Consider the following 22,667-nt stretch of genomic DNA (forward strand, 5'->3'; position numbering starts at 1 on the left):
TTTTCGGTGCCCGGACAGAGGGATAACAGCCGGTAATCTGCCATCCAGTTTCAGCTCCGCCAAGAACCGGTTTATGTTTCGTTACGGAAAATGATGTACGGCCGGCCTCAGAACGGCCGGGCTTCGAGCTTGTAGAATCCGTTGGTCTGTCCAGAGTCGGCTGTAATTTCAATCTGCAGCATTGTTCCGTTCCCGGCAATCGCATCGGAGATTTCCTGCCAATCGGGATCCGACAGACTTTCCGTTGAGAGGATCTGATAGCTGTGATCAGTTTCTGAATCGGTCACGGAAATTCTGATCTGCAGTTCGCCGGAACTGTTCCTTTCCAATGAAAAATCGGTAATAGGTACTGTGTTGTCTTCTGTATGCTCTGACATGGCCATAAAATTCGGCATATTGCCCGAGAAGGTCAGGCGGTAGATAATATCGAAAGCCCCGCCAAAATATGAATTACTGATATCCCAGTCCTGATCATTTTCGAGGTTGTTGTAGTAGGCCGTGAGCTGTGAAGCGTAGGCAGAGGACCTCATGAAGATGGATCCGACTCCGCCAACGAAAGTTGCATTATTCCAGGTTCCTGTAAAGGTGCCGGTTTCATAATCAATCTTATCGTTCACAAGTGATACCGAGGTGTTCCCGAACGTTGCTAAAGCTTTGTCAAGATAGGTTTCCGCATCCTGTCCGCCCCACCATGCATATCCAAGAGCAATTCTCCATGGAGTCCGGATGGCATCGTAACTCATGTCCGTCGATAAAGTATCGGTTGGATTGTTCGGCGCGTACCAGTCGGAAGAGATGCCGGCAGCACTCTGATTTTCCAGAACATCTTCAAAAGTGGCATTTACAACGTTATTCCAGAAGCTTGCATTTTCTGAGTCAAAGGCGGCAAACAGCTTGAGTCCGAAATAGGAAAAGTAGGATGGATTTTTTTTGTCATCCCACATATCCCCCGGTTTAAGGACGTAATTATTATCCACTTCGTATGTCTTTATTTTTTCAAGAAGATTTAATGCATCGGTTTTGTAATTTTCATCACCAAACTGATAATAGGCCATAATCAGCGCAACAGCGACGTCCAGCTCTGCATCTGTTGCGGCTCCGGTCTGATTGACTTGGGAGAATCCATCTATTTTCCAGTGCATTAAGCCGTTGTCATCGAGGAAGTTGTTGTAATAGGCCCAAAGTTTGTCGAATTCATCCTGATAACTGGTTGTATCGCTGCTCATATACACGGCCAGAAGCATTCCGTATCCAATGCCCTCTGATACGGTATAATTCGGGTCATCAAATTTAATTCGGGCGTAATTACCGTTTTCTACATAAAAATTTCCCCACCAGATTTCGAAAGCTTCTTTAAGACGTGATGCGGATACTGAGGTCAGATTATATCCGTAATCATAAGATATATTCTGCGGGAATGGGAAATGGACGGTTGCAGATGCAACGGTTGTAAGCAGTGTCATCAGAACGGATAGTTTTTTCATCGTATTTTTCCGGGGTTTCATAAGTATAATTATTCGGGATGTTTTTCGGGGTATTCGGGCGCCTCTAAAAACTCCGCCACAGCATTTATCTAAGATAAAGAAAGTAGAATATATACTTATTTTATATGAGTGCAAGTTTTAGCGGGTTTTAGATTGTTTGCCTGTTAGGACAACGGAATAATTTATTGTCTATTGGGATTTCGTGTTATGGGCCAATATGTATTCCTCCTTAAAGTAAGGAGAACATTGTGGCGGTAATGCCCAGGCATTCTTTGTTTATTCATGCAAAACACCGCGTCGATTGCAGAGTATGCAAACACCTTGTTTTAGACCAATCCGTCCCGTATTTTCCGGGGATGTCGAAATACGAGAAAATCGAACTTCTGTTGGGGGAATTGTATCAGCATCGAAAACTGTTTTCGGCGCTGTTTGAACGGCGTATGACAGAGGTGCCGGAGGAAGCGGTGCTGGAACTGATGGATGGCCGTTCGGATAAGCTGGAGCGGCTGGAGGATTACGGGCTGTTGGTGCGTACGCCGGGATTTGTGAAACTGGGGTCGCAGCTCCACGATTTTTTCAGCGAATACATGGAGGTCGATGAGACGGTTCATGTGCTCTACATTCAGGAAAATCTCAACGAAATCAAACGGCTCAAAGCCTATTGGGAAAAAGATCGGCAGGAGCGCTATTTGTTGCGCATCAAAAAACATTTGCGCGAAATCACCCGGATTGCGGCGTTGAATGTGAAAACGTTGCGCAACAATATGGAAGAGACTTACACTACGGAGAGCCATTTCGATCTGAAACGCGAAAAACTGGAAGACATCCGCAGTCAGCGCGACGCGCTCGAAGGGGTGATTCGGGCGGTGGAGCGCATGCTGGAGGATGGCCTTTTTTTCAACACGGCGGCCGACGAGGAAATGTTTTAAGTCGTTCATCGCCTGAAGGTGATGCTGCATGAGAGCCGGCATAACCTGATTGAAGTGCAGCATAAGGTGATCAGCTATCTGAACCATATTGAAAGGCGGGTGGCGGTGGTGGAAAAAGTGCTGCGCCTCAAAATGCTGAAAGATCGGCATTATCTACAGGAGCAGACCGACTTTTATCCACTGGCTGCGCGAAATCAGGATTTGCCGCTTATTCCGCCCGAGTCGCTGCGTTCGCGCCTTTCGCTTTCCGAGATGCAGCAGGAGGAAGCGATGCAGGAGCTGGTGCTGAAAGTGCGCGCCAAGCTGAAGATGCTGAAGCATCTTGAACAAAATCGTGCCGGCGAGTTGCCGGAGTCCGCCTTTTCCAGCGAAGAAGCCGCCGAGCGACGTATCAATCTCTACGCGCTCAAAAATATGTTTCAAAAGCGTACGGGCGATCTTTTTTCCTTCGTTATGGAACACGAGTTTAAAGAACCGGTCGATGACGACCAGCGCGTCAGTATTTTCTGTCAGCTCGCCTCGCGCTTTGCGGATGAGCTTGAATTTTCAGAGCAAATCAAAACTATCGATGGCCTGGAAGTCGCTATGATTTATGGAAAAGGGGAGTCCGGGTGTTGAGCGAAGTGAGTGGATGGATAAAAGGCGCAGGGGGTAATCCACGGATGACACGGATTTACACAGATGCTGGGGAGGAAATGAATCGGTGAAAATCGGTGTAATCGAGCGAAGCGGGTGGATAGAAAATACGGGAAAGGGAATGGTCCACGGATGGCACGGATTTACACAGATGCAGAGGAGGAAATAAATCTGTGAGAATCGGTGAAATCGAGCGAAGCGGGTGGATGGAAAGTGTAGAGAAAGGGAATGGTCCACGGATGACACAGATTAACACAGATGCTGAGGGGAAATGAATCTGTAATCGAGCGAAGCGGGTGGATTGAAAATACGGAAAAGGATGATCCACGGATGGCACGGATTTGCACAGATGCTGGGGAGGAAATGAATCGGTGAAAATCGGTGTAATCGAGCGAAGCGGGTGGATGGATAATGCGAGAAAGGGGATGACTCACGGATGGCACATAGTGTGATGCGGAATAGGTCGGAGAACGGCATGCAGAAAGAAGAGAAAACTTATGCAATGATTGGTGCGTGTATGGAGGTGCATCGGATTTTGGGTTGCGGGTTTTTGGAGGCCGTTTATCAGGATGCGCTGGAAAAGGAGTTTATTCTGCGCGGAATTCCTTTTGAACGGGAAATGGAGTTGCCTGTTTTTTATAAAGGGGAGCTATTAAATACGCCTTATCGAGTCGATTTTTATTGTTACGATGAAATTCCGCTCGAGCTAAAAGCGCTGTCCGGCTTGTCCGGAAAAGAGGAGTCTCAAATTATAAATTATTTGAAAGCCTCTGACGCAAAAGTAGGTTTGTTAGTCAATTTCGGTAAATCTCAACTTGAATATAAACGATTTGTGAATTGATTCTTGAACCTTTTTGAAATCGAGTGAAGCGGGTGGATGGAAAATGTAGAGAAAGGGAATGGTCCACGGATGACACGGATTTACACAGATGCTGGGGAGGAAATGAATCTGTGAAAATCGGTGTAATCGAGCGAAGCGGGTGGATGGATAATACGGGAAAGGGAATGGTCCACGGATGGCACGGATTTGCACAGATGCTGAGGGAGAAATAAATCTGTGAACATCGGTGTAATCGAGCGAAGCGGGTGGATGGATAATGCGAGAAAGGGAATGATCCACGGATGGCGCGGATTTGCACAGATGCTGAGCAGGAATCAATCTGTGAGAATCGGTGTAATCCAGCGAAGCGGGTGGATTGAAAATACGGAAAAGGATGATCCACGGATGGCACGGATTTGCACAGATGCTGGGGAGGAAATGAATCGGTGAAAATCGGTGTAATCGAGCGAAGCGGGTGGATGGAAAATGTAGAGAAAGGGAATGGTCCACGGATAACTCAGATTAACACAGATGCTGAGTTGGAATAGATCTGTGAGAATCGGTGTAATCGAGTGAAGCGGGTGGATGGATAATGCGAGAAAGGGAATGATCCACGGATGGCACGGATTTGCACAGATGCTGAGGAGGAATCAATCTGTGAACATCGGTGTAATCGAGCGAAGCGGGTGGATGGATAATGCGAGAAAGGGAATGATCCACGGATGGCACAGATTAACACAGATGCTGAGGAGGAATCAATCTGTGAGAATTGGTGTAATCGAGTGAAGCTGGTGGATTGAAAATACGGGAAAGGGAATGATCCACGGATGACACGGATTTACACAGATGCTGGGGAGGAAATGAATCGGTGAAAATCGGTGTAATCCAGCGAAGCGGGTGGATGGAAAACGTAGAGAAAAGGAATGATCCACGGATGGCACGGATTTACGCAGATGCTGAGGGGAAATTAATCGGTGAACATCGGTGTAATCGAGCGAAGCGGGTGGATGGATAATGCGAGAAAGGGGATGACTCACGGATGGCACGGATTTGCACAGATGCTGAGGGGAAATTAATCGGTGAAAATCGGTGTAATCGAGCGAAGCGGGTGGATGGGCAGGATTTTATTACGTGGAAACTTTCAGGTAGAAGGGGTTCTATTGTTGATGATTTAACAACTGTCGTTACGGGCACGTTAAAGATTGAGGAGCAGATGGAATGGGAACAGCGGCGATAAGTAAAACGGCAGACGTTTTTGAGGTGTTGAGCAAGGGGCAGTTCATCTGTTCGAATACAGGACAGCCCGGCGGGCGGGATCTGTATCAATATGTGGAGGAGCATGAGGAGCGGCTGCGTGAAACGTTCGCAGAGGTGGGTTTCCGGTTGGAAACGGGCAATAACTATTACTACTTTTCGCGTGTCAATGAGGATGTGCAGGGCCGGGAACGAAAGATAAAGAAAGCACTCCGCTGGTTGGATATCCTGGCGTTTTTCACGACCTATCGGAAAGACCTCTGCCGCGGCGCCCGCCTGTCGCCGCACGATATCGTGAGTCAACTTGAATTGAACAGCTCACTGAAAGATCAACTTTTGTCACTTCAGCGTGGAAGCGGAAAAAAGAATTATGCGGAACAGCTCGAAACCCTTTTCATGGAATTGCGCAAGGAGGGGTTTATTGAACTGGAAAACGAAGCCAGTCAAACCTGGAAGCTGCTCGATGCCTGGGACTATATGGAGCGGATGGTGATGGCGGTGAATATTTTTGAAGATGATGAGGGGGCGCAATGAATCAGTTGCGACGTATGGTGTTGGTGAATAGCGCGAATGTGGGGTATCGGGAGATTGAGCTCGATGGGCATATTCATTTTATCGGCACGCAGGGAACGGGAAAAAGTACGCTGTTGCGGGCTTTGTTGTTTTTCTATAATGCGGATCAGCGGAAGCTGGGTATTTCGAAAGAGAAAAAAGCATTTGCGGAGTTCTATTTTCCGTTTGCGGATTCCTATATTTTCTATGAGGTGCAGGCGGGCGCACGGCGTTTTTGCGTCTGGCTCTACAAACGGCAGAATCGGTTGTGCTTCCGGTTTGTGGACGGGGCTTACGATCGCGATGCGGTGATTGAAGGAACGGCTGCTCGGAGCGAAGGAGAGTTGTTGGCTCAGCTTTCTTCGCAGGGCGTAAAGGTGGAGCGGCCGATATATAGCCTGACGGATTACCGCGATATTCTGTATGGCGAAAACCGGGCGTTTCGACGCTATGCATTGATGCGTAGTTCTTCCAACTATTCAACGATTCCGAGAACCATTTCGAATATTTTTCTGAACGCTAATCTGGACGGCGATTATATCAAAAAGACGATCATTGATTCGCTGAGCGAGGAATCGGTGGAGATTAATCTGGAGGCGAATCGGCATCATCTGGAAACGGCGCGCAGTCACTATGCGGATGTGGTGCAATATCAGCGATGCGAGTCGCAAGCCGAACAGATTCTGATGCATTATGCAGCGATTCAGGAACTGGAAAGCCGCCAGCGTGACGCGGCGTGGAGCATTGGTGCGGCCGCCAATCGGGCGCGGGAACAGGCGCGGATTTTGGAGGAACAGGAGGCGGAGTACGCGGAAGCGGAGCGGGTTCAGTTTGAAAAGCTAAAGACGGTGCAAGGCCGGTTCGAAACGGAAAAGCGGCGACTGGGTGATCAGTTGGCGGTGATAAAGAAAAATATTTCACGCGCCAATAAGTTGAAGCGGGACTATGCGGAAAAGGGCATTGAGAACCTGTTGGCGGCTGCGAAAGAGGCTCCGCATCTGGAACATGATTTATCCATTCGGGAGCAGCAGCTCCGGGCGTTAACCGCCCGCGTGGAGCAGCAGGAACAACAGTTTGAAATCGCGGAACAGAAAGTACGAAACAGTTGCGGTGAACGTATTCAAAAGCTGTTCTCGAAATTGCATGAAGAGAAAGATTGTGCCCGGGGTGAATTGGATCAGGCGCGGGCTGCGTTGGATCAGCAAACGGTTGCGGTTGAGGCGGAGTTCGCGGAAAATGTCGGTAGTTTTCAGCAGGAGAAAGAGGATGTAACGCAGTCGTTGCGGGAATTGGATTTTAAGTTGCGGGAACTGGATCAGGCTCGCTTTTTTGAGGCTGAGCGGAACGAGCTGGAGGAGCGGAAGAAGGAGCTGGAGCAGGAGCTGATCCGAACGGAGGCCCGGCAGCGGCAAATCAAAGAGGCGGTCCAATCACTTCAGCGCGAGGCGGAGGATCGTCAGAAGATTGCGGAGGCGGAAGGGGCCGATGCGCTGCGGCCGCTGTTGGATGCGCGGCGAATGGCGCAGGAGCGGCTTACGGAGCATAAGCGGGAGCTGGAAGCGTTGCACGGTTCGCTGGTGGAATTTCTGGATGAGCAGGTAGAGGGCTGGGAGGAAACGATCGGCAAGGTGGTTCGCCGGGATGTGTTGTTGCACTCCGGATTGGCGCCGCAAAAAACCAATGGGCAATCGCTGTATGGTATTGCGCTGAAGATGGAACATCTGGAATCGGTTCCTCTGTCGAAAAATGAGCTGGAAACTGCGATCGCTTCGACGGAAAAAGAATGCGCGGAGCTATCAGCGAGGATTGAAAAGCAGCTGGCGGAAAATCAGGCGGGACTGGATCGGCAGCTTCAAAAATATAATCGGCTCATTCGTGAAAAACAGGACGAGGGCAAAGCGGCGACGGCCAGATATTTTCAGTGCGAGCGTGATCTGGAACGGTCGGTGGTGGCGCAGCAGGCGCTGGAGGAACGGGTTGCAGCGAAGCGCAGGCAGGAACAGGCGGCGCTGGAGGAACAGGGCCATAAATTGCGGGGGCAGCAACAGGAGCTGGAAGCTATGATTCAGAATCTAACCGGAAAACGGGATGCTTCGCTCAAGCGGTTGGATTCCGATTTTAAGCGCCGTAAAAAGGCGATTGAAAAAGAGCTTAACCTCCTCGAAGCGGAAACGGAAGAGCAACGCGCGAATCAAAACCAGCAAATGGAAGATCAGCTGGCCGCGCTGCGGACGGAACGGGAGCAGCTGCTCAAATCCGAAGGTGTGGATGCGGAAAAGGTGGCGGAGTTGGAGCGGGAGGTTCAGCGGCTTCGGCAGAAGTTGGAGGAGATTAAGCAGCAGGCGCCGACATTGATTGAATACGCTAAAGACCGGCGGGAATGGATCGACCGGCTGGAGGAATTTCAGCGGGAGCGTGGACAGATTGAAAACCGTTTGCAGCATCAGACTCATTTATTCGAACGACGTATTCAGCAGGATCAGGAACGGTTGCATGAAGTAAAGGCCCGATTGGCTGAAATCCGTTCGGATCGTCAAACGATGAAGGATGAGCTGGTTGCGTTTGAAGCGTTCGAGCGCGATGAACTTTTTGCCGGGTTTGAATCGTTCATTCTGCACAACGATCTTTCGGAATCCGCAAACTGCCTGGAATGGATCGATGAACTGAAAACCTTGGCGTGGAAGTTCGAAAAACAGTTTAAGCAACTGACCGAGCGGATCACGGCGTTTGCCGGACTCTTCAGCGAGGGAAACTGTTTGGGGTTTGAGGTGCATTTGTCCGGCGAGGCTTCGTTCCGAGCCTTTGCGGACGGGCTGGAGGAATTTGTCCGTGAGCAGAAAATCATTACGCTGAAGACGGAAGTGACCCGGAAATATTCAATGGTGCTGGAAACACTGGTCACCGAGACCAATCGTCTGCTGCAACGTGAGGACGAAGTGTATCAAGTGATTCAGAAAATCAACCGCGATTTCCGGACATCCAACTTTGTGGGTGTTGTGCGGAGCATTGAAATGCGGCTGCAGCAAAGCACGAACCGCATTTTTCAGGTATTACGCGAAATCTGTCGTTTCCAGAATGAAAACCACATGAGTTTCGGCGAACTTGATCTGTTTAATCAGGGGAACAGCGGGAATGATGAAAAAGCGGTAAAACTGCTGGATGAACTGCGGTTGCAGATGGGACAGGCCAAGAGCACAACGTTGAAATTGGAAGATGCGCTCGATCTGGAATTCCGCGTCTGTGAAAACGAAAACGATACCAGCTGGGTCAGCCGGCTCGCCAATGTCGGTTCGAACGGAACTGACGTGCTGGTGAAATCGATGATCTACATCAATCTGCTCAATATCTTTAAAAGCGGCTCGCGCAAACAGGATGAGCCCGCGGTGTTGCATTGTCTGGTGGATGAGGTCGGCATCCTGCATGACAGCAACGTGTCCAGCCTGATTAAGTTCGCAGCTGAACGGGGGATTTGCATGATTAATGGATCGCCCAATTCCCACAATGAACAGGATTATAAACATATCTATATTTTCCGCAAAGACCGAGAGAATAAAACCGAGATAACCAAGTTGATCAGTCATGCCTCGTGAAAAAATAAGTAAAGGATTCGCCCTGAATCTGCAGCGATTACTGGCCGGAGAGCCCGTGAATGCCGGCGCGTTTGGGAATAAGCGCCAACTCAAAAAGCTCGAAGAACTTCGTGCGGTGGTTCGACGCGTCACGGGACGGAATCGCGCGGTATGTTTTTGTCCGGATCCCAGTGCGCTCCGAAGTGTGCTCCAGCTCCATTTCGGAATTCATGATTTAACAGCCTATCTGAATCTATTGGAGAAGGATCACGCGGATGGAGAGGAATCGCTGCGGGCGACGACGTCGACCAAAACCCTGCGGCGCAGATCGCTACAGGGTTTTTTTATCAAAGGATTTGGTACGGATATTCGAATCGGTAAAACCCGGTTGGACAATTTGCCGGATGGCGTGGAATATTTTGTGCGGGATCACTCTGTGCTGAAGCTATCTTCAATGGCATTGATTGTGGGGGTTGAAAATCCGGAATGTTTTGTGAAGGCGGATCGACTGCTGGATTTGTTCCCGCAAAAAGCGGTGGTATTGGTATTGCGCTATCACAGCAACAGCCCGGTGGAATGGTTGAAATCGATTCCGAATGACTATCTGCATTTTGGGGATTTTGATCCTGCGGGTATCGCGATCTACTGCAATGAATATCGTTTCGTTCTGGGTGAAAAACGCTGCCGCTTTTTGGTACCGGACGGGATCGGTGAACAGATCCGGAAATACGGCGATTCGGCGCTGTTTGACCGACAGCGCCAGCTGTGGCCGCCGAAACAGCCGGGTGAAGAGCGGGCGTTGGCGGAACTGATTGCAACCATGGAACAATGCGGCAAGGGTCTTGAGCAGGAATGGCTGCTTCGCGGAGAGGTTTAAGCGATGTCTGGAAAACAGAAACAGTCGGTTTCGGAATCCAAGCGAATGACGGGTTCCAAGGGTATGATTTCGCTGGTTTCGCTGGAGCCCGATCAATTGAGGAAAAACTTTTTCTATGCCGGATCAACCGAACTCGTGCATGCGGCGCGCGTGCGGTTTGCTCCGGATTCCGATGAAGCCGAGTTGCAGGCTGAATTGGAAGAGGCCGGGCTTCAGAAGCTGACCCGGGTGTATCATTGGGTCGATTCCTCTGATCCGCACAGTGGGTGTAAAACCTGTGCTTCCGAGTCAGAATGGCTGCGGTTTCTTCTGAAGTCGGTTCCCGCGCTGGAGGCTTCCGGCTGGACGGTGGAGCAGGATGCTTCGTTTGATTGCGCCATACGGGAGCCGGAGGGCTGGTATGTGGATATGGAGCCGGCGGCGGATGATTTTCGTGTCACGGTTGGTTTCAAATTACAGGGCGACCGAATCAATATTCTGCCGTTTTTGGTCGCTTATTTACGCGATGGAACATCGGCGGAATACATCACGCTGGAAGACGGCCGACGGGTTGTGGTTCCGCAGGAGCGCATTGCTTTGTTGGCCTCGACGTTGCTGGAAATGCTGAATAAAGGGGCCACGGGTAATGATCTCGATAGCATGGAAGTTTCCTGGCTTCGCGCGCTGGAGTTAAGTCGATTGCAGGATGAAGAGGTGTTCGAAACAACCCTTCCGAAAAAGTTGAAAAAGCAGGCGGTGTTGCTGGAGCAGGTCACTGATGCCCCGCATGTCAAAGTTCCCGATCAGATGCGCGCCACCCTGCGGCCCTATCAGCAGCAGGGCGTGAACTGGCTTCAGCTTTTACGATCGATGAATCTGGGTGCGATGCTGGCTGATGACATGGGGCTGGGGAAAACCGTGCAGGCGTTATCGCATATTGTCATTGAAAAAACGTCGGGTCGCATGAAGCTCCCGTGCCTGATTGTTGCGCCGACGAGTGTGATTTATAACTGGGAGGCGGAAGCTAAAAAATTTGCGCCTTCGCTGAAGGTGCATGTTTCGCACGGGAGCGGTCGGGCAGATCATTTTGAAGCGTTTGCATCGTTTGATCTCATTCTGACGACCTATCCGTTGCTGACGCGCGATGGCGAAGCACTGATGCAGCACGAATATCATTTGCTCATTTTGGATGAGGCGCAGTTTATTCGAAACCATCGAACGCATGCCTCGCGTGTGGTTCGTCTGCTGATTGCTGAACAACGGGTGGCGCTGACGGGCACACCGCTGGAAAATAATCTGATGGAACTGTGGTCGCTCTTTTCATTTGTGATGCCGGGCCTGCTGGGAACTCATGAACAGTTTCGTGCCCGGTTCCGCAATCCCATTGAGTATCAGAATAACGAGACGGTTCGAAAGGTGCTCGCCCGCCGCATTGCCCCGTTTTTATTAAGAAGAACAAAGGACGAGGTTGCGCTGGAATTACCGACGAAAACGGAAATCGTTCAACGCGTTGAACTCACGCCTGCGCAGCAGGATTTATATGAGACGGTTCGTTCGGCCATGGATACACGGGTAAAAGCCGCAGTGGCGGCGAAGGGGCTGAGCGGCTCGCAGATTATTGTTTTGGACGCGTTGCTGAAAATGCGGCAGGTCTGCTGTCATCCGCTGCTCTTAAAATCGCGCAACGCCGCCGGAATCGCAGATTCCGCGAAGCTGGATGCATTGTTGGAGATGTTGAGCGAGATGATCCCGGAAGGGCGGCGGATTCTTATTTTTTCACAGTTTACGAGCATGCTGAAACTGATAGGAGAAACCTTGAACCGGCGGGCGATCGATTATGTGCAAATCACGGGAAACACGAAGGATCGTAAAAAGCCTGTTGCGGATTTTCAGGACGGCAAGGTCCCCGTCTTTTTGATCAGTTTAAAGGCGGGAGGAACGGGCCTGAACCTGACTGCTGCCGACACCGTCATTCACTTCGATCCGTGGTGGAATCCGGCCGCCGAGGCGCAGGCGACCGATCGGGCCTATCGGATCGGGCAGGATAAACCGGTGTTTGTTTATAAGCTGATTGCGGCGGGAACAGTGGAAGAGCGCGTGCTGCAGATGCAGGAGCGTAAAAAGGGGCTGATTGAGGGGCTGCTGGGCGATCAGAAAGCCGCGCTGAAGAAATGGGATGAAGCGGATCTGGAAGAGCTGTTTAAGCCGATCGTTTAACTGGGGCTGGAAACACCGGTTCCGCTCAATCGACTGCGGCCGCCGCTGGTGGTATGCACATTGATCTGTGTGCCGATGCGTTCTTTCAACGCGCCGACGTGCGAGATGACACCGATCAGTTTTCCATCCTGTTTTAATTCGGCCAGTGCTTCCAGCGCGGTTTCGAGTGCGTCTTCGTCGAGCGTGCCGAAACCTTCGTCGAGAAAGAGCGAGTCCACTCGGATCTGTTTGCTTGCCATTTTGGAGAGGCCCAGCGCCAGCGAGAGGCTGACGATAAAACTTTCACCGCCGGACAGATTTTTAACCGGGCGGATTTCGCCGGCCTGATAGTTATCCACCACATTAAGGTCGAGCGGTTTCTCGATGTCGCGGATGAGCAGGTAGCGATCGCTCATTTTGGCCAGCTGCCGGTTGGCGTGCGAGACCATTAATTCAAAAGTCAGTCCCTGCGCGAAATTGCGGAACTTTTTGCCGTCGGCCGATCCGATCAGCTCGTGCAGTGTATTCCACCGATGGCACTCAGTTTGCTGCTTTTCAATTTCCGCCAGTTTTTCCGCATGGCGTGTCTGTGCCTGTTCGTTGGCTTTAATCCGGTCTTTCAGTCCGCCGATTTCCTGCTGCAGGGCGATGCAGGAGTCCGAGAGTTCCGCATATTCTTCGGGCGAGGTTTCCATATGCTTTTGTGCCCGCTCCGCCTGAAGCTGTTTCACTTTTTCCGTTTCCAGTGCCGTGAGCTGGATCTGCCGTTGTTTCAGTTCGTCGGCTCGTTTTTCCAGTTCGGTCTGTTCGGACTCCGTGAGCCGGGCGGCAAGATAGGCTGCTTCATCTTCAAAACCGGCGGTGTCCAGCGTCTGGAAAAAAAGTGACTCCTGTTCGGCGAGCTCTGCTGCGTTTGTTTGCCGGTTTTCTTCCAGGGTCCGGATTTTTTCCCGCACCCGAGTCCGCGTTTGTTCAATCTGATGCTGGTGCTGCCGTGCGGCGTCGTGGGTTGCGCGGGCGGTATCCAGTGCGGTTTGATGCTCGTGTTCCACTTTATCCGGCTGGCGGTCGCCGAACTGGGTTTGCCGATCGGTAATTAATTGGGTCAAGGAGGACTGCTGTTCATGAATCCGTTTCGTCAATTCCCTATGGCGGTGCTTCAGGTTATCCAGTTGTTCCGACTGATTTGCGAGCGTCGTTTCGAGGTGCGCGATGGCTTGTTTGAGATCGGCCGACTGCTTTTCGCTATCCACCCATCGATCGCGTCGTGCTTTCAATTGTTCTGCGGTGGTTTCCTGCGATTCAATACCATAGGGTTCCAGGGTTTGGAAAAGTTTCGATTCCGCCTTTGCGAACCGTTCGGCGGTTTCCGTTTTCCGGCGTTCCGCGGCTTCGCGTTTTTCCTCGGCCGATGCGGCGGTCTGCTGTGCGGTTTGTTCAGCAAGCCGTTGTTCGCTCAGTCTTGCGCGGGCGGTATCGAAAGCATCCTTGGCTTCGGCCAGGGTTTGCTCCAGCGTTTTAATCCGCTCAATGCGTCCGGCGATTTCGTCGGCTTCATCGGCGGTACCTGCTGCCAGCGTCTGCAGTTCGGCTTCATCGCGTTCTATGGATTCCCGGAGCGTTTGAGATTGCGCCTCGGCGGCGGCCCGCTTTCCGGTCAGTGTATTGATCTGCTCTGCAAGCGTTGAAAGCGCCGCATTGACTTTATCGATGGAATCGGTTTCCGGCTTAGGGAGTTTGGAGGCGTACGGGTGCTCCAGTGCGCCGCAGAGCGGGCAGGGTTGGCCGTCGATCAGTTCGCTACGCTGTGCTTCCAGACTTTCTATTTCCCGACGCAACTGCAGATTCTGGAGCAGGAGCTCCTGCTCGCGTTGCAGTCCGGTCTGTTCGTTAATTTTTTGGGCCAGTTCGTCGGTGATTGTTTGGACTTCGGCGGTTTTTGCGCTCAGCGCGTTCCGGTTTTCAGTCCCCTGTTTTTCCAGTTTAAACCGCCGCTGAAGTTCATTCAGCCGGGTTTGCCATTCCGCGAAGGATTGTCCGGCGCAGGCCGTTTCCAGATCGGTGTTGACGGCGGTGAGCGCGGTTTCTGCCTGCGCACATTGTTCTTGTGCCGCGGCCAGTTGTTCAGCCGCGGTCTTGGCGGTATCAGCGGCCGTTTTTGCGGCAGCGTCCGCAGCTTCGGCTTCGGAACGGGCTTCAGTTTGATCGGCCTCCAGTGCTTTCAATTGTTCCAGGGATTGGAAGATCGCGGCGAGTTGACCGACCAATGCGGCGTCCTGCGGGTGCGTTTCCTGATAGGTTGCGGCTTCGAGGAGTTCCGTTTGGCGCTGCGCAAGCTTTGCCCGGTTTTCAGTTTCTTTGCTCTGCAGCGCGATCTGTTCGTTCTGCAATTCGGCGATCTGTTCCGCCTCTTTCTCGAGTGAGGCCGAGCGCTCGGCAATAGTGGTGTCGAGCGCACGCACCTGTTTCAGAACCGGAGCCAGCTCCCGTTGCGCCTTTGTTGTTTCTTCCAGCTGTTCGGTGCAGGCGTTCAGTGCGTCGGTCGCCTCTTTGTATTGCTTGTCCAGTTCGGGGAGGGCTTTGTTGGCGTCCTTCAAATCGGTTTCTATTTCCGAGCGAAGATTACGCAGGTTGACGAGTTTAAGGTGTTCGACATCCAGCGGCCGGGCGCGCTTTGCCAGTGCGAGCCGTTCGGCTTCCGGCTGAAAGGCCTCGTTTTCGATGCGCCAGAGTTTCTGCTCCGCGCGATTGGTTTCCAGATCTTTTTCCAGCGTTTCAATACGTGCAAGCCAATCCAGTGCAGCTTTGGCGGCATCGCGCTTTTTCGTTTCGGTCCGGTGTTTTTCTTCCAGCCGCTTCAGATCAAATCCGATTTGTTCGAGCTCGTCTTCACTGAGCAATGCAATGCCGCCGAGCCCGGCCTTTAATTCACTCAATACCCGGTTTTCGGCGCTGTTGCGTTGATGTACCGCCTTTGAAATTTCGGAATAGATTTCGGTGCCGGTAATCTGTTCCAGAATCGGTGAACGCTCATCGGCATCGGCTTTCAGAAAGGTATCGAAGCTGCCCTGCGCCAGCAGGATCGAGCGGGTAAAGCGGTCGAAGCTCATGCCCGTAATCGAATCAATCTGCTCCTGCACGTCTTTCAGCTTTTCCGCCAGAAGGGTTCCGTCGGCCTTCGCCACTTCGCGTCTGGGCGCCTGCAGCGCCGCGCCCGCTTTTTTGCGCGAGCGATGCTGATGCCACGTTGCGCGAAAGGTTCCCGAGGCGGCTTCAAATAATACCTCCGCAAAACAGTCGCCCGTCTGCCGCGACATCACTTCATTATCGCTCTGCGTCATTTTACCCAGCCGCGGCGTCTGGCCGTACAGTGCCAGACAGAGCGCATCCAGAATCGTCGTCTTCCCCGATCTCGTCGCCCCCGTAATCGCAAACAGCCCGTCCGCCGCAAAATCCGGATCTGTAAAATCAATACACCATTCGCCATACAGCGAGTTGATATTCTTAAAGCGCAGTTCGAGTATTTTCATAAAAGTTAGTTGGGGTTGTTGCGCGCATTCGTGCGGGCGCGATACATGCGTTCGCGCAGGCCGCCTTCCGCGAGAAAATCCTGTTCCAGTTTGCGTAGCTGCTGGTCAAGCAGATAGTTGGTCTGGTGAATCAGGCAAATGGCGATATTCGCGCGCACTTCCGCCGGGCGGTCTTCGAAGGGGCGGAAGGTTTCGTAAGTGACGGGATGGGACGTACGGGACTCAGGTGACATAGGGTGTTTTTCATGCGCCTCATGGGTCGTCTGTGTCCCATTTTCTTTTTTCTTCAGCCGAATCTTTCCTCTCGCCAGATTCCGCACAAACAGCGCTTCCTTACTTTCTTTGTCCCACTCTTTCGCCTGACGTGTCCGCAAAAAATCACGGTAATCCTCCAGCAGCTCTTCCAGACTCGCACGGGCAACATTGGTCAACTTGATTTCGGTTTCCTTCGACGTTCCTGAAGCCATGCTGCCCTCAATAATATTCTGTTTTCCACTTCGCGCCGCCTGCACCATCTGATCGATCGTCCGGTCAAACTTATGAAAAACGTCCCGGCAAAACGCCACGGTAAAATCATAAACCACCACCGACCGCTGATAAGACAGCAGATCCTGATAACCGCCATGTTTCGGGATGAAGCCTTTAGGCATCAGATGGTTTCTCCATTGTTCACTTTACGGGAATTGGGCGTTTTTTGAACTTAGCTTGCCAGTCTTTTAATGCGGCAAAGTCAGCTTCAAGCTCTTCTGGTTCTGGTAGGCGAACAGGAGCTTCTATTGGCTGGGGATGCACATACCTTGAATACTTTGTCATCAAATCATCAAAATATTTACAGTCAGCTTCAGATATTTTGGCTAAACCTGCTATTTTCTTTGTATGTACTTCCCGTCTATACCTCTGAACAATATCGCCCATTAACTCTACTTCGATCATCCTCTCTAACAGATCTCTAAAATCACTACACAAAGATTTTGCATAGGGCTCATAAACTTCTTTCCCGTGTTCATTCAGGAGCTTCTTTGCTTTTGAAAGGCGATCATTGATGAGTTGCTTTAAAGCTGAGTCGGGCTTCTTAGCAAAAAATGGAGTGTCTCCCGGTTCGCCTGTTCCCCACGGTTCTTCTCGGATACATATTATCTCGGGCTTAATTTCAACCTTTCCGGCATATAATTGAACCATGGTTAAAAGCGATAGCCTATGGGTGAATATGATAATTTGTTGTTCGGAGGCAATAGCGCAGAGACGTTGAACAACCGCCTCTTCATAATCCTGATCAAGTGATGAGATAGGGTCATCAAATACAAATGGAGCCGGATAGGTTCTGCCTGTAACATCAGCAAGAAACGCCGCAATTGATACGATACGATTCTCACCTTCACTTAGAACTTCATTCAGGTTGTGGGCGGCTCCGTCCAGCTGAAGTGTGTGGAGGACCTTACCTTTTGAAACCTTGGATTTGATTAGCTTTACCTTGAGTCGAGATGCCCCTAAGGCTTTGAGCTCGTCGTTAAACCGCTGAACAAAAGCATCCGTAATAAGTGTCTCTGCCAACTCTCCCTTTTTCGTGGATAAGGCTCTGGAGTTGGTTTTCTTTTTGGCCTCTTTGAGTCGTTCGAGTGACTGCAGGCGATTGACCTCTTCCTGAATGGCTGTTTTATGTTCAGCGAGCCACTTCTTTGTTTGAAGGTTCTTTAATTTGGTTTGCAGTTCAACTCGATTATCCTTTTCTGCATCTTCCTCATATTTCTTGGCGTTCTTTTCATAACCTTGTGAAATTCGCCATATTTTTTCAAGCCACTCAGGGGATTGGCTGCTGGTACCCAGCTCATCTATTGAGTCAAATGACGACACTTTGATTTTTCTGTCTTGGAGGGAGGTGATTGTATCATTCAAAGCCTTGATGATGTCCTGATTCTCAATCCCAGCAGCATCAATTTTGGTATTTAATACTTCAATGCTGGGGATATCTGGCAGACCATCAATTGCCTGTTTGGCCTCTCTGGCTGCTTCTGTGGCCTGTTTTTGTGTTTCACCTTTTATGTACGATTCAAAAGAGATGAACCGTTGTTTGGTTTCCTCGGATAAAGGTTGATGGCAAAGTACACAAACAGAATCATCTTGGACATGGGGAAACTCCTGTCCAGTGTATGCCACTTCTTCGGAATATTTTCGTGCGGCACACCATAGCTCTTTCCAGACATCAGATCCAACGCCTCCGAGTTTTGCACCACTGAAAACATCTTTTGCCGCTGCTTCAGCGGCTGACTTTTTCAGAATGGATTTCTTTTTTGCTGCGATGATCCTTTTGCAATTCTCATCAGACAGTTGGCTGAGATAAGCCTGCACATCCTTAACAAGGCCATCAGCATGGCTTTTTTTCGTCCTGAATTGCTTCGCTTTGTCAGCCGGCGATGTCACTGAAATTCTTTTTTGAAGATCCTCAAGTTCTATTTCATTTTCCGACGAGAAAGAGCAATGGGAGTCAACGTCATCAGTTGTTGTTTTGGCGCTAAGTTTTTCAAACCAAGCCGCTCCGGTGGAGCCGAGGAGATCATTTGGGATTCTCGGCAGTTTTGATTCTAACGAACCTGCTTCTGCATCGAGCTTTGCCGCAACTTTTTCACAAACATCAATCAGCCTGCTGAAAAAAGACAAAACGGGAGGTTCATAACTGACCTCATCTTCGTTTTCCATAAATACCCGGCCAAACGATGAGTCAAAAATATCAACAGAACAAAGGGCATCACAGACTCCCGATCCATCCCATTCATGTTCCACAGGACTATTGTTTTTTAGAAATGAAACCTTGGCTTTCTGAACCGTTTTTTCAGTCGAAAATACGTTGTGGTGCAGTGGGCCGCGAATGCAGTCGCGGGCTCCACAAATATGTTTGAGAAGCCTTATATAACCTGATTTACCTGAGCCGTTTTGACCGTAAATAACAGCAATATCACTATTACCTAAATCAAGAGGTTTGCGGGGTGCCAGTTTGTTTACTCCAGTAACTTCACTGATTGAACATAAACGTATTTCTTCAGAATCATGTGCATCAAAAGCATGAGTAGGAATACTATAATCGATATCAGGGAATGCATTATTAGCTTCTTTTTTGCATAAGGCTGTCAGCTCAGAAATTATACCGTCATTCAGATCGCCTGTTTCTAAGATTCTCTTTGTTGCTAATTGTAGCCATTTCGGTCTTTTTCTTAGCCACTCTCTAACAGAGGTAGTATTTTTATTCATGGTTAAGCGTCCTTGTATTCCAAATTTTTATCAGTTGATCTGGTTCGAATTCAAACAGCCGGTTCTGAACGATGTGGTATTTCTCGTATCGGTTTTCAGATAGATGCTTTGTGCGGAAGAGTGTTTACTGATGGCATCAGAGTTGAAGAATTCGACTTCTCGCTTTATCTGCCGAGAACCCTTTTGTTGAGCTGTTTCCAAATAGGAAACAGTTGCATTTCGTTTCAGTTCGCCGCTTTCTTTTCTCTCTTTTTCATTCATGGGTTTTCCTCATTATTCAGCGTGGGGATCGGCTTCGTTCAGGGTTTGGAGGATTTCGGTGTAGGCGGCGGTGAGGGCGGGGCGCTGGGTGTCGGGAATTTCGTGGGTTTCGAGGCAGCGGGCAAAGACGTCGGCGGGTTCGAGGTCGTCGAGGGTTTCGGCGGTGTCGGTGCGCTGGAGGATACGGTCGATGACGCGCCGGTTTTTGATGCGGCGGATTTCAAGGCTGGACCCTTCGATGGCGGTTTCGACCTGGTCGCGCAGATCGGGGACGACGTCATTGCCGGTATATTCAATTTCGAGCCAGGCGTTGGAACCTTTGAGTTTGAGCTGTTTCAAAGTTTCGTGGATTTCATCGAGCTCGCCGCTGATCCGTTCCAAGGGTTGGAAAGTGGGGATGGGGATTTCGGTGACGGTTGGGGCGCGGCCTGTGAAATCGATTTCGAGGACGAGTTTCTGTTGTCCGGCTTCGCCGAAGCCCATGGGAATGGGGGAGCCGCAGTAGCGCATTGTTTCGGAGCCGGCGACGTTCTGCGGAACGTGGAGGTGACCGAGGGCGAGGTAGTCGAAACAGGCAGGAAAAGCGGAGGCTTCAATGTGGTCAAGCGAACCGACGTTGAGATCGCGCACGCCGTCATCGGCGAGGGTTGTTCCGCCGGCGGCAAAGCAGTGTCCGGTTCCAATGATGGGAATATTCAGGTTGCCGCGCGCGGCTTCGGCGCGTTCGCCGATTTCGTGATAGTGGGCTCGGAAGCCTTCGGCGAGTTTTGCACGTTTGTCGTCGATCGATTCCCCGGCTTCGGAGCGGCGGATATCGCGGTCGCGCAGGTAGGAGACGGCGCAGACGACGGCTTCGGGATTTCCTACGGCGTCGCGGCAGATCAGCAGTTCGTTTTCCGGATCGGCGGCGCCGACTACGTGGACGTTGAGGGCCTGCAATACGGCTTTGGGAGCATTTAGAAAGGAGGGGGAATCGTGGTTGCCGCCAATCACAACGACGTAATGGCAGGCCGATTTTCCGATGCGGCAGAGGAAGGAATAGTAGAGTTCCTGGGCCCGGTTGCTCGGGGCGGTGGTGTCGAAAATATCGCCTGCGATGATCAGGAGATCGACGTTGCGCTGTTCGATCTGTTCGGCGAGCCAGTTCAGAAAAGCGGTGAATTCGTCATACCGCCCCCGGCCGTAGAGTGAACGGCCGAGGTGCCAGTCGGAGGTGTGGAATAGTTTCATTCTTCCATTCTGGAGGATGAAACTTCCTGAATCCAATCCTTAATCGCGGAACAGTTCATTGTACTGGTTGGCCCAGTAGGAAATGAGAATGTCGGCGCCGGCGCGGGTGAGGGCAAGGGTGGATTCCTGAACCATGGCTTTGAGGTCGCCCCAGCCGCGCTGGGCGGTGGCGTGGAGCATGGAATATTCGCCGCTGACATTGTAGGCCGCAATCGGCAGATCGGTGGCTTCGCGCATTCTGGCGAGGATATCGAGGTAGAAAATGGACGGTTTGATCATGAGCATGTCGGCCCCTTCCATTTCATCGAGTTCCGATTCGCGCAGTGCGGTACGGAGGTCGCCGAACGAGGCCTGATAACCTTTTCGGTCGCCTTTGCCGGGTTGCGATTTTTCGGCATCGCGGAAGGGACCGTACATGGAGGAGGCAAATTTGGTGGAATAGCTCATGAGGATGGTATCGGTCAGACCGGCCTCATCAAGGCCTTCACGGATGGCCAGCACCTGACCGTCCATCATGGCGCTCGGAGCGACAATATCGGCGCCGGCGGCGGCCTGGGAAACACAGATTCTGGCGAGGTTGGCGATGGCGGCATCGTTATCCACATCACCGGAAGCGGTCAGGGGGCCGCAGTGGCCGTGCTCGGTGTAGGCGCAGACGCAGGCATCAGCCGCAACAACGAGGTCGGGGAACTCCTTTTTGACGGCGGTAATGGCGCGCTGGACAGTACCGTTTTCATTAAAGGCTTCCGATCCGACGGCATCTTTTTCGGAATCCTCGGCCAAACCGAAGAGCAGTACGCTGCCGATGCCTGCATCGGCCAGGGGTTCGAGTTCTTTTAAAAGCTGATCAATGCTGAGCCGGTATTGTCCAGGCATGGATTCGATGGCTTCGCGTTTGCCTTCACCGTCGATGACGAAGGTCGGCCACATAAATTTTTCGGGGCCGGGTAGGGGAAGGTCCAGCATTTTGCGGATGCCTGCTGATTTACGAAGACGTCTGAGTCTAACTTCGGGGAACATATTTACCTCAATTGATTTCGTGGAAAACGGCGGAGCGGCGCTCTCGAGTTCAGTCCATCAAATGTACGGGTTTTTATCTGCGCCGTGAAGCAAAACCGAGGTTGTTATGTATATCATTCAGCTGCCACGATCGTAGTGGTTGGATGATATATTTTAGGTGTAAGGGGCTCCCGGGAGTGAGCATTGGAGGAGTCAGCGCATGAGCAGCAGGCTCAGCGCCATGATGGCCATACCGGCGACGAGCCCGAAGAGGGAGTCGTGGCCTTTTCCGTAGGCACGGCTGGTGGGCAGGAGTTCGTCGAGGCTGATGTAGACCATAATGCCGGCTACGCCGCCGAATAGAACGCCCATAATCTGCGGCGGAATGACGCCGGATTCTCCGCCGACAAAGAAGCGGATGGCAAAATAGGCAATCAGTGCGCCTACCGGTTCGGCGAGTCCGGAGAGGAAGGAGTATATGAAGGCTTTTTTGCGGTCGCCGGTGGCATAGAAAATCGGAACGGATACGCTTATACCTTCAGGGATATTGTGCAGGGCGATGGCGATGGCGATGGGAATACCCAGGGTGGGGTTGTCCAGGGCTGCCAGAAAAGTGGCGAGGCCTTCCGGGAAGTTGTGAATGGCAATGGCCAGCGCGGTGAAGAGTCCCATGCGCATCAGTTTGGCGTTGTGTTTGATCTGGGCCTCTTCTTCCGCAATGGTTTTCATCTCGAGTTCTTCGGATGAGGGCATCGGGGCATCAGGGTCGTGGAGGGGTTTGGTTTCGTATTCGGTATGGATTTCGTGCGGATTTTCCGCGTGGGGAATCAGCGCGTCAATAATGCCGATGAGCGCCATGCCGCCGAAGAAGGAGGCGCAGTTGATCCAGTGGCCCAGTGGATCGCCATAGGATTTGACAAGGGAATCAACGCCTTTGATGAAAATTTCAACGAAGGAGACGTAGAGCATAACCCCGGCGGAAAAACCGGTGGCGATGGAGAGAAAGCGGTAATTGGTCCGTTTGGCAAGGAATGCCAGCGCGCTGCCGATGCCGGTGGCCATACCGGCGAAGAGGGTTAACCCCATTGCAAACCAGACATTATTCATT

Annotated in this window: 15 protein-coding genes; 7 read left to right on the forward strand and 8 right to left on the reverse strand. The window is 51.4% G+C overall.

Annotated features, from left to right (window positions below; translation table 11 throughout):
- Positions 1–107: 107 nt before the first annotated feature.
- Complete coding sequence (locus EGM51_16265) at positions 108–1,505, reverse strand: hypothetical protein (GenBank protein QBG48877.1); 1,398 nt, start codon at positions 1,503–1,505, stop codon at positions 108–110.
- 335 nt (positions 1,506–1,840) lie between these two features.
- Here EGM51_16265 and EGM51_16270 point away from each other — a divergent pair, with 335 nt between their 5' ends.
- The 7 genes from EGM51_16270 (at position 1,841) to EGM51_16300 (ending at position 12,317) form a co-directional block, all read left to right on the forward strand.
- Positions 1,841–2,413 carry a hypothetical protein gene (locus tag EGM51_16270; protein ID QBG48878.1) on the forward strand — a complete coding sequence of 191 codons (573 nt, stop codon included), beginning with the start codon at positions 1,841–1,843 and terminating at the stop codon, positions 2,411–2,413.
- 21 nt (positions 2,414–2,434) lie between these two features.
- A complete protein-coding gene (locus tag EGM51_16275; GenBank protein ID QBG48879.1) occupies positions 2,435–3,031 on the forward strand; it encodes a hypothetical protein in 597 nt (198 codons plus the stop codon).
- A gap of 454 nt (positions 3,032–3,485) precedes the next feature.
- Entirely contained in the window at positions 3,486–3,890 is a 405-nt protein-coding gene (locus EGM51_16280; GenBank protein ID QBG48880.1) for a GxxExxY protein, read from the forward strand.
- A 1,197-nt stretch (positions 3,891–5,087) separates the two neighbouring features.
- Complete coding sequence (locus tag EGM51_16285) at positions 5,088–5,657, forward strand: hypothetical protein (GenBank protein QBG48881.1); 570 nt, start codon at positions 5,088–5,090, stop codon at positions 5,655–5,657.
- Entirely contained in the window at positions 5,654–9,265 is a 3,612-nt protein-coding gene (locus tag EGM51_16290; GenBank protein ID QBG48882.1) for an ATP-binding protein, read from the forward strand. Before EGM51_16285 ends, EGM51_16290 begins: the two co-directional genes overlap by 4 nt.
- Complete coding sequence (locus EGM51_16295; protein ID QBG48883.1) at positions 9,255–10,121, forward strand: hypothetical protein; 867 nt, start codon at positions 9,255–9,257, stop codon at positions 10,119–10,121. Before EGM51_16290 ends, EGM51_16295 begins: the two co-directional genes overlap by 11 nt.
- 3 nt (positions 10,122–10,124) lie before the next feature.
- A complete protein-coding gene (locus EGM51_16300; protein ID QBG48884.1) occupies positions 10,125–12,317 on the forward strand; it encodes a DEAD/DEAH box helicase in 2,193 nt (730 codons plus the stop codon).
- On the opposite strand, the gene EGM51_16305 is transcribed toward EGM51_16300, so the two are convergent.
- The 7 genes from EGM51_16305 to zupT form a co-directional block, all read right to left on the reverse strand.
- Positions 12,314–15,826: a hypothetical protein gene (locus tag EGM51_16305; protein QBG48885.1), complete on the reverse strand. Its 3,513-nt coding sequence runs from the start codon at positions 15,824–15,826 to the stop codon at positions 12,314–12,316. The two genes, EGM51_16300 and EGM51_16305, sit on opposite strands and share 4 nt — an antisense overlap.
- A 5-nt stretch (positions 15,827–15,831) precedes the next feature.
- The gene (locus tag EGM51_16310) at positions 15,832–16,476 is read right to left on the reverse strand and encodes a four helix bundle protein (GenBank protein QBG48886.1); all 645 of its coding nucleotides are present in this window, start codon (positions 16,474–16,476) and stop codon (positions 15,832–15,834) included.
- A 19-nt stretch (positions 16,477–16,495) separates the two neighbouring features.
- Positions 16,496–19,069, reverse strand: coding sequence for a hypothetical protein (locus EGM51_16315; GenBank protein QBG48887.1), 2,574 nt, complete (start codon positions 19,067–19,069; stop codon positions 16,496–16,498).
- Positions 19,070–19,099: 30 nt separating this feature from the next.
- Positions 19,100–19,330 carry a hypothetical protein gene (locus EGM51_16320; GenBank protein QBG48888.1) on the reverse strand — a complete coding sequence of 77 codons (231 nt, stop codon included), beginning with the start codon at positions 19,328–19,330 and terminating at the stop codon, positions 19,100–19,102.
- Between the two features lie 12 nt (positions 19,331–19,342).
- A complete protein-coding gene (gene sbcD, locus EGM51_16325; GenBank protein QBG48889.1) occupies positions 19,343–20,560 on the reverse strand; it encodes an exonuclease subunit SbcD in 1,218 nt (405 codons plus the stop codon).
- A 39-nt stretch (positions 20,561–20,599) separates the two neighbouring features.
- Positions 20,600–21,580 (reverse strand): porphobilinogen synthase, encoded by a 981-nt coding sequence (hemB, locus tag EGM51_16330; protein QBG48890.1) that lies wholly within the window; start codon positions 21,578–21,580, stop codon positions 20,600–20,602.
- A 192-nt stretch (positions 21,581–21,772) separates the two neighbouring features.
- Positions 21,773–22,666: a zinc transporter ZupT gene (gene zupT, locus EGM51_16335; protein QBG48891.1), complete on the reverse strand. Its 894-nt coding sequence runs from the start codon at positions 22,664–22,666 to the stop codon at positions 21,773–21,775.
- Between the last annotated feature and the right edge of the window lies 1 nt (position 22,667).

The organism is Verrucomicrobia bacterium S94 (assembly GCA_004299845.1).
Lineage (GTDB): Bacteria > Verrucomicrobiota > Kiritimatiellia > Kiritimatiellales > Pontiellaceae > Pontiella.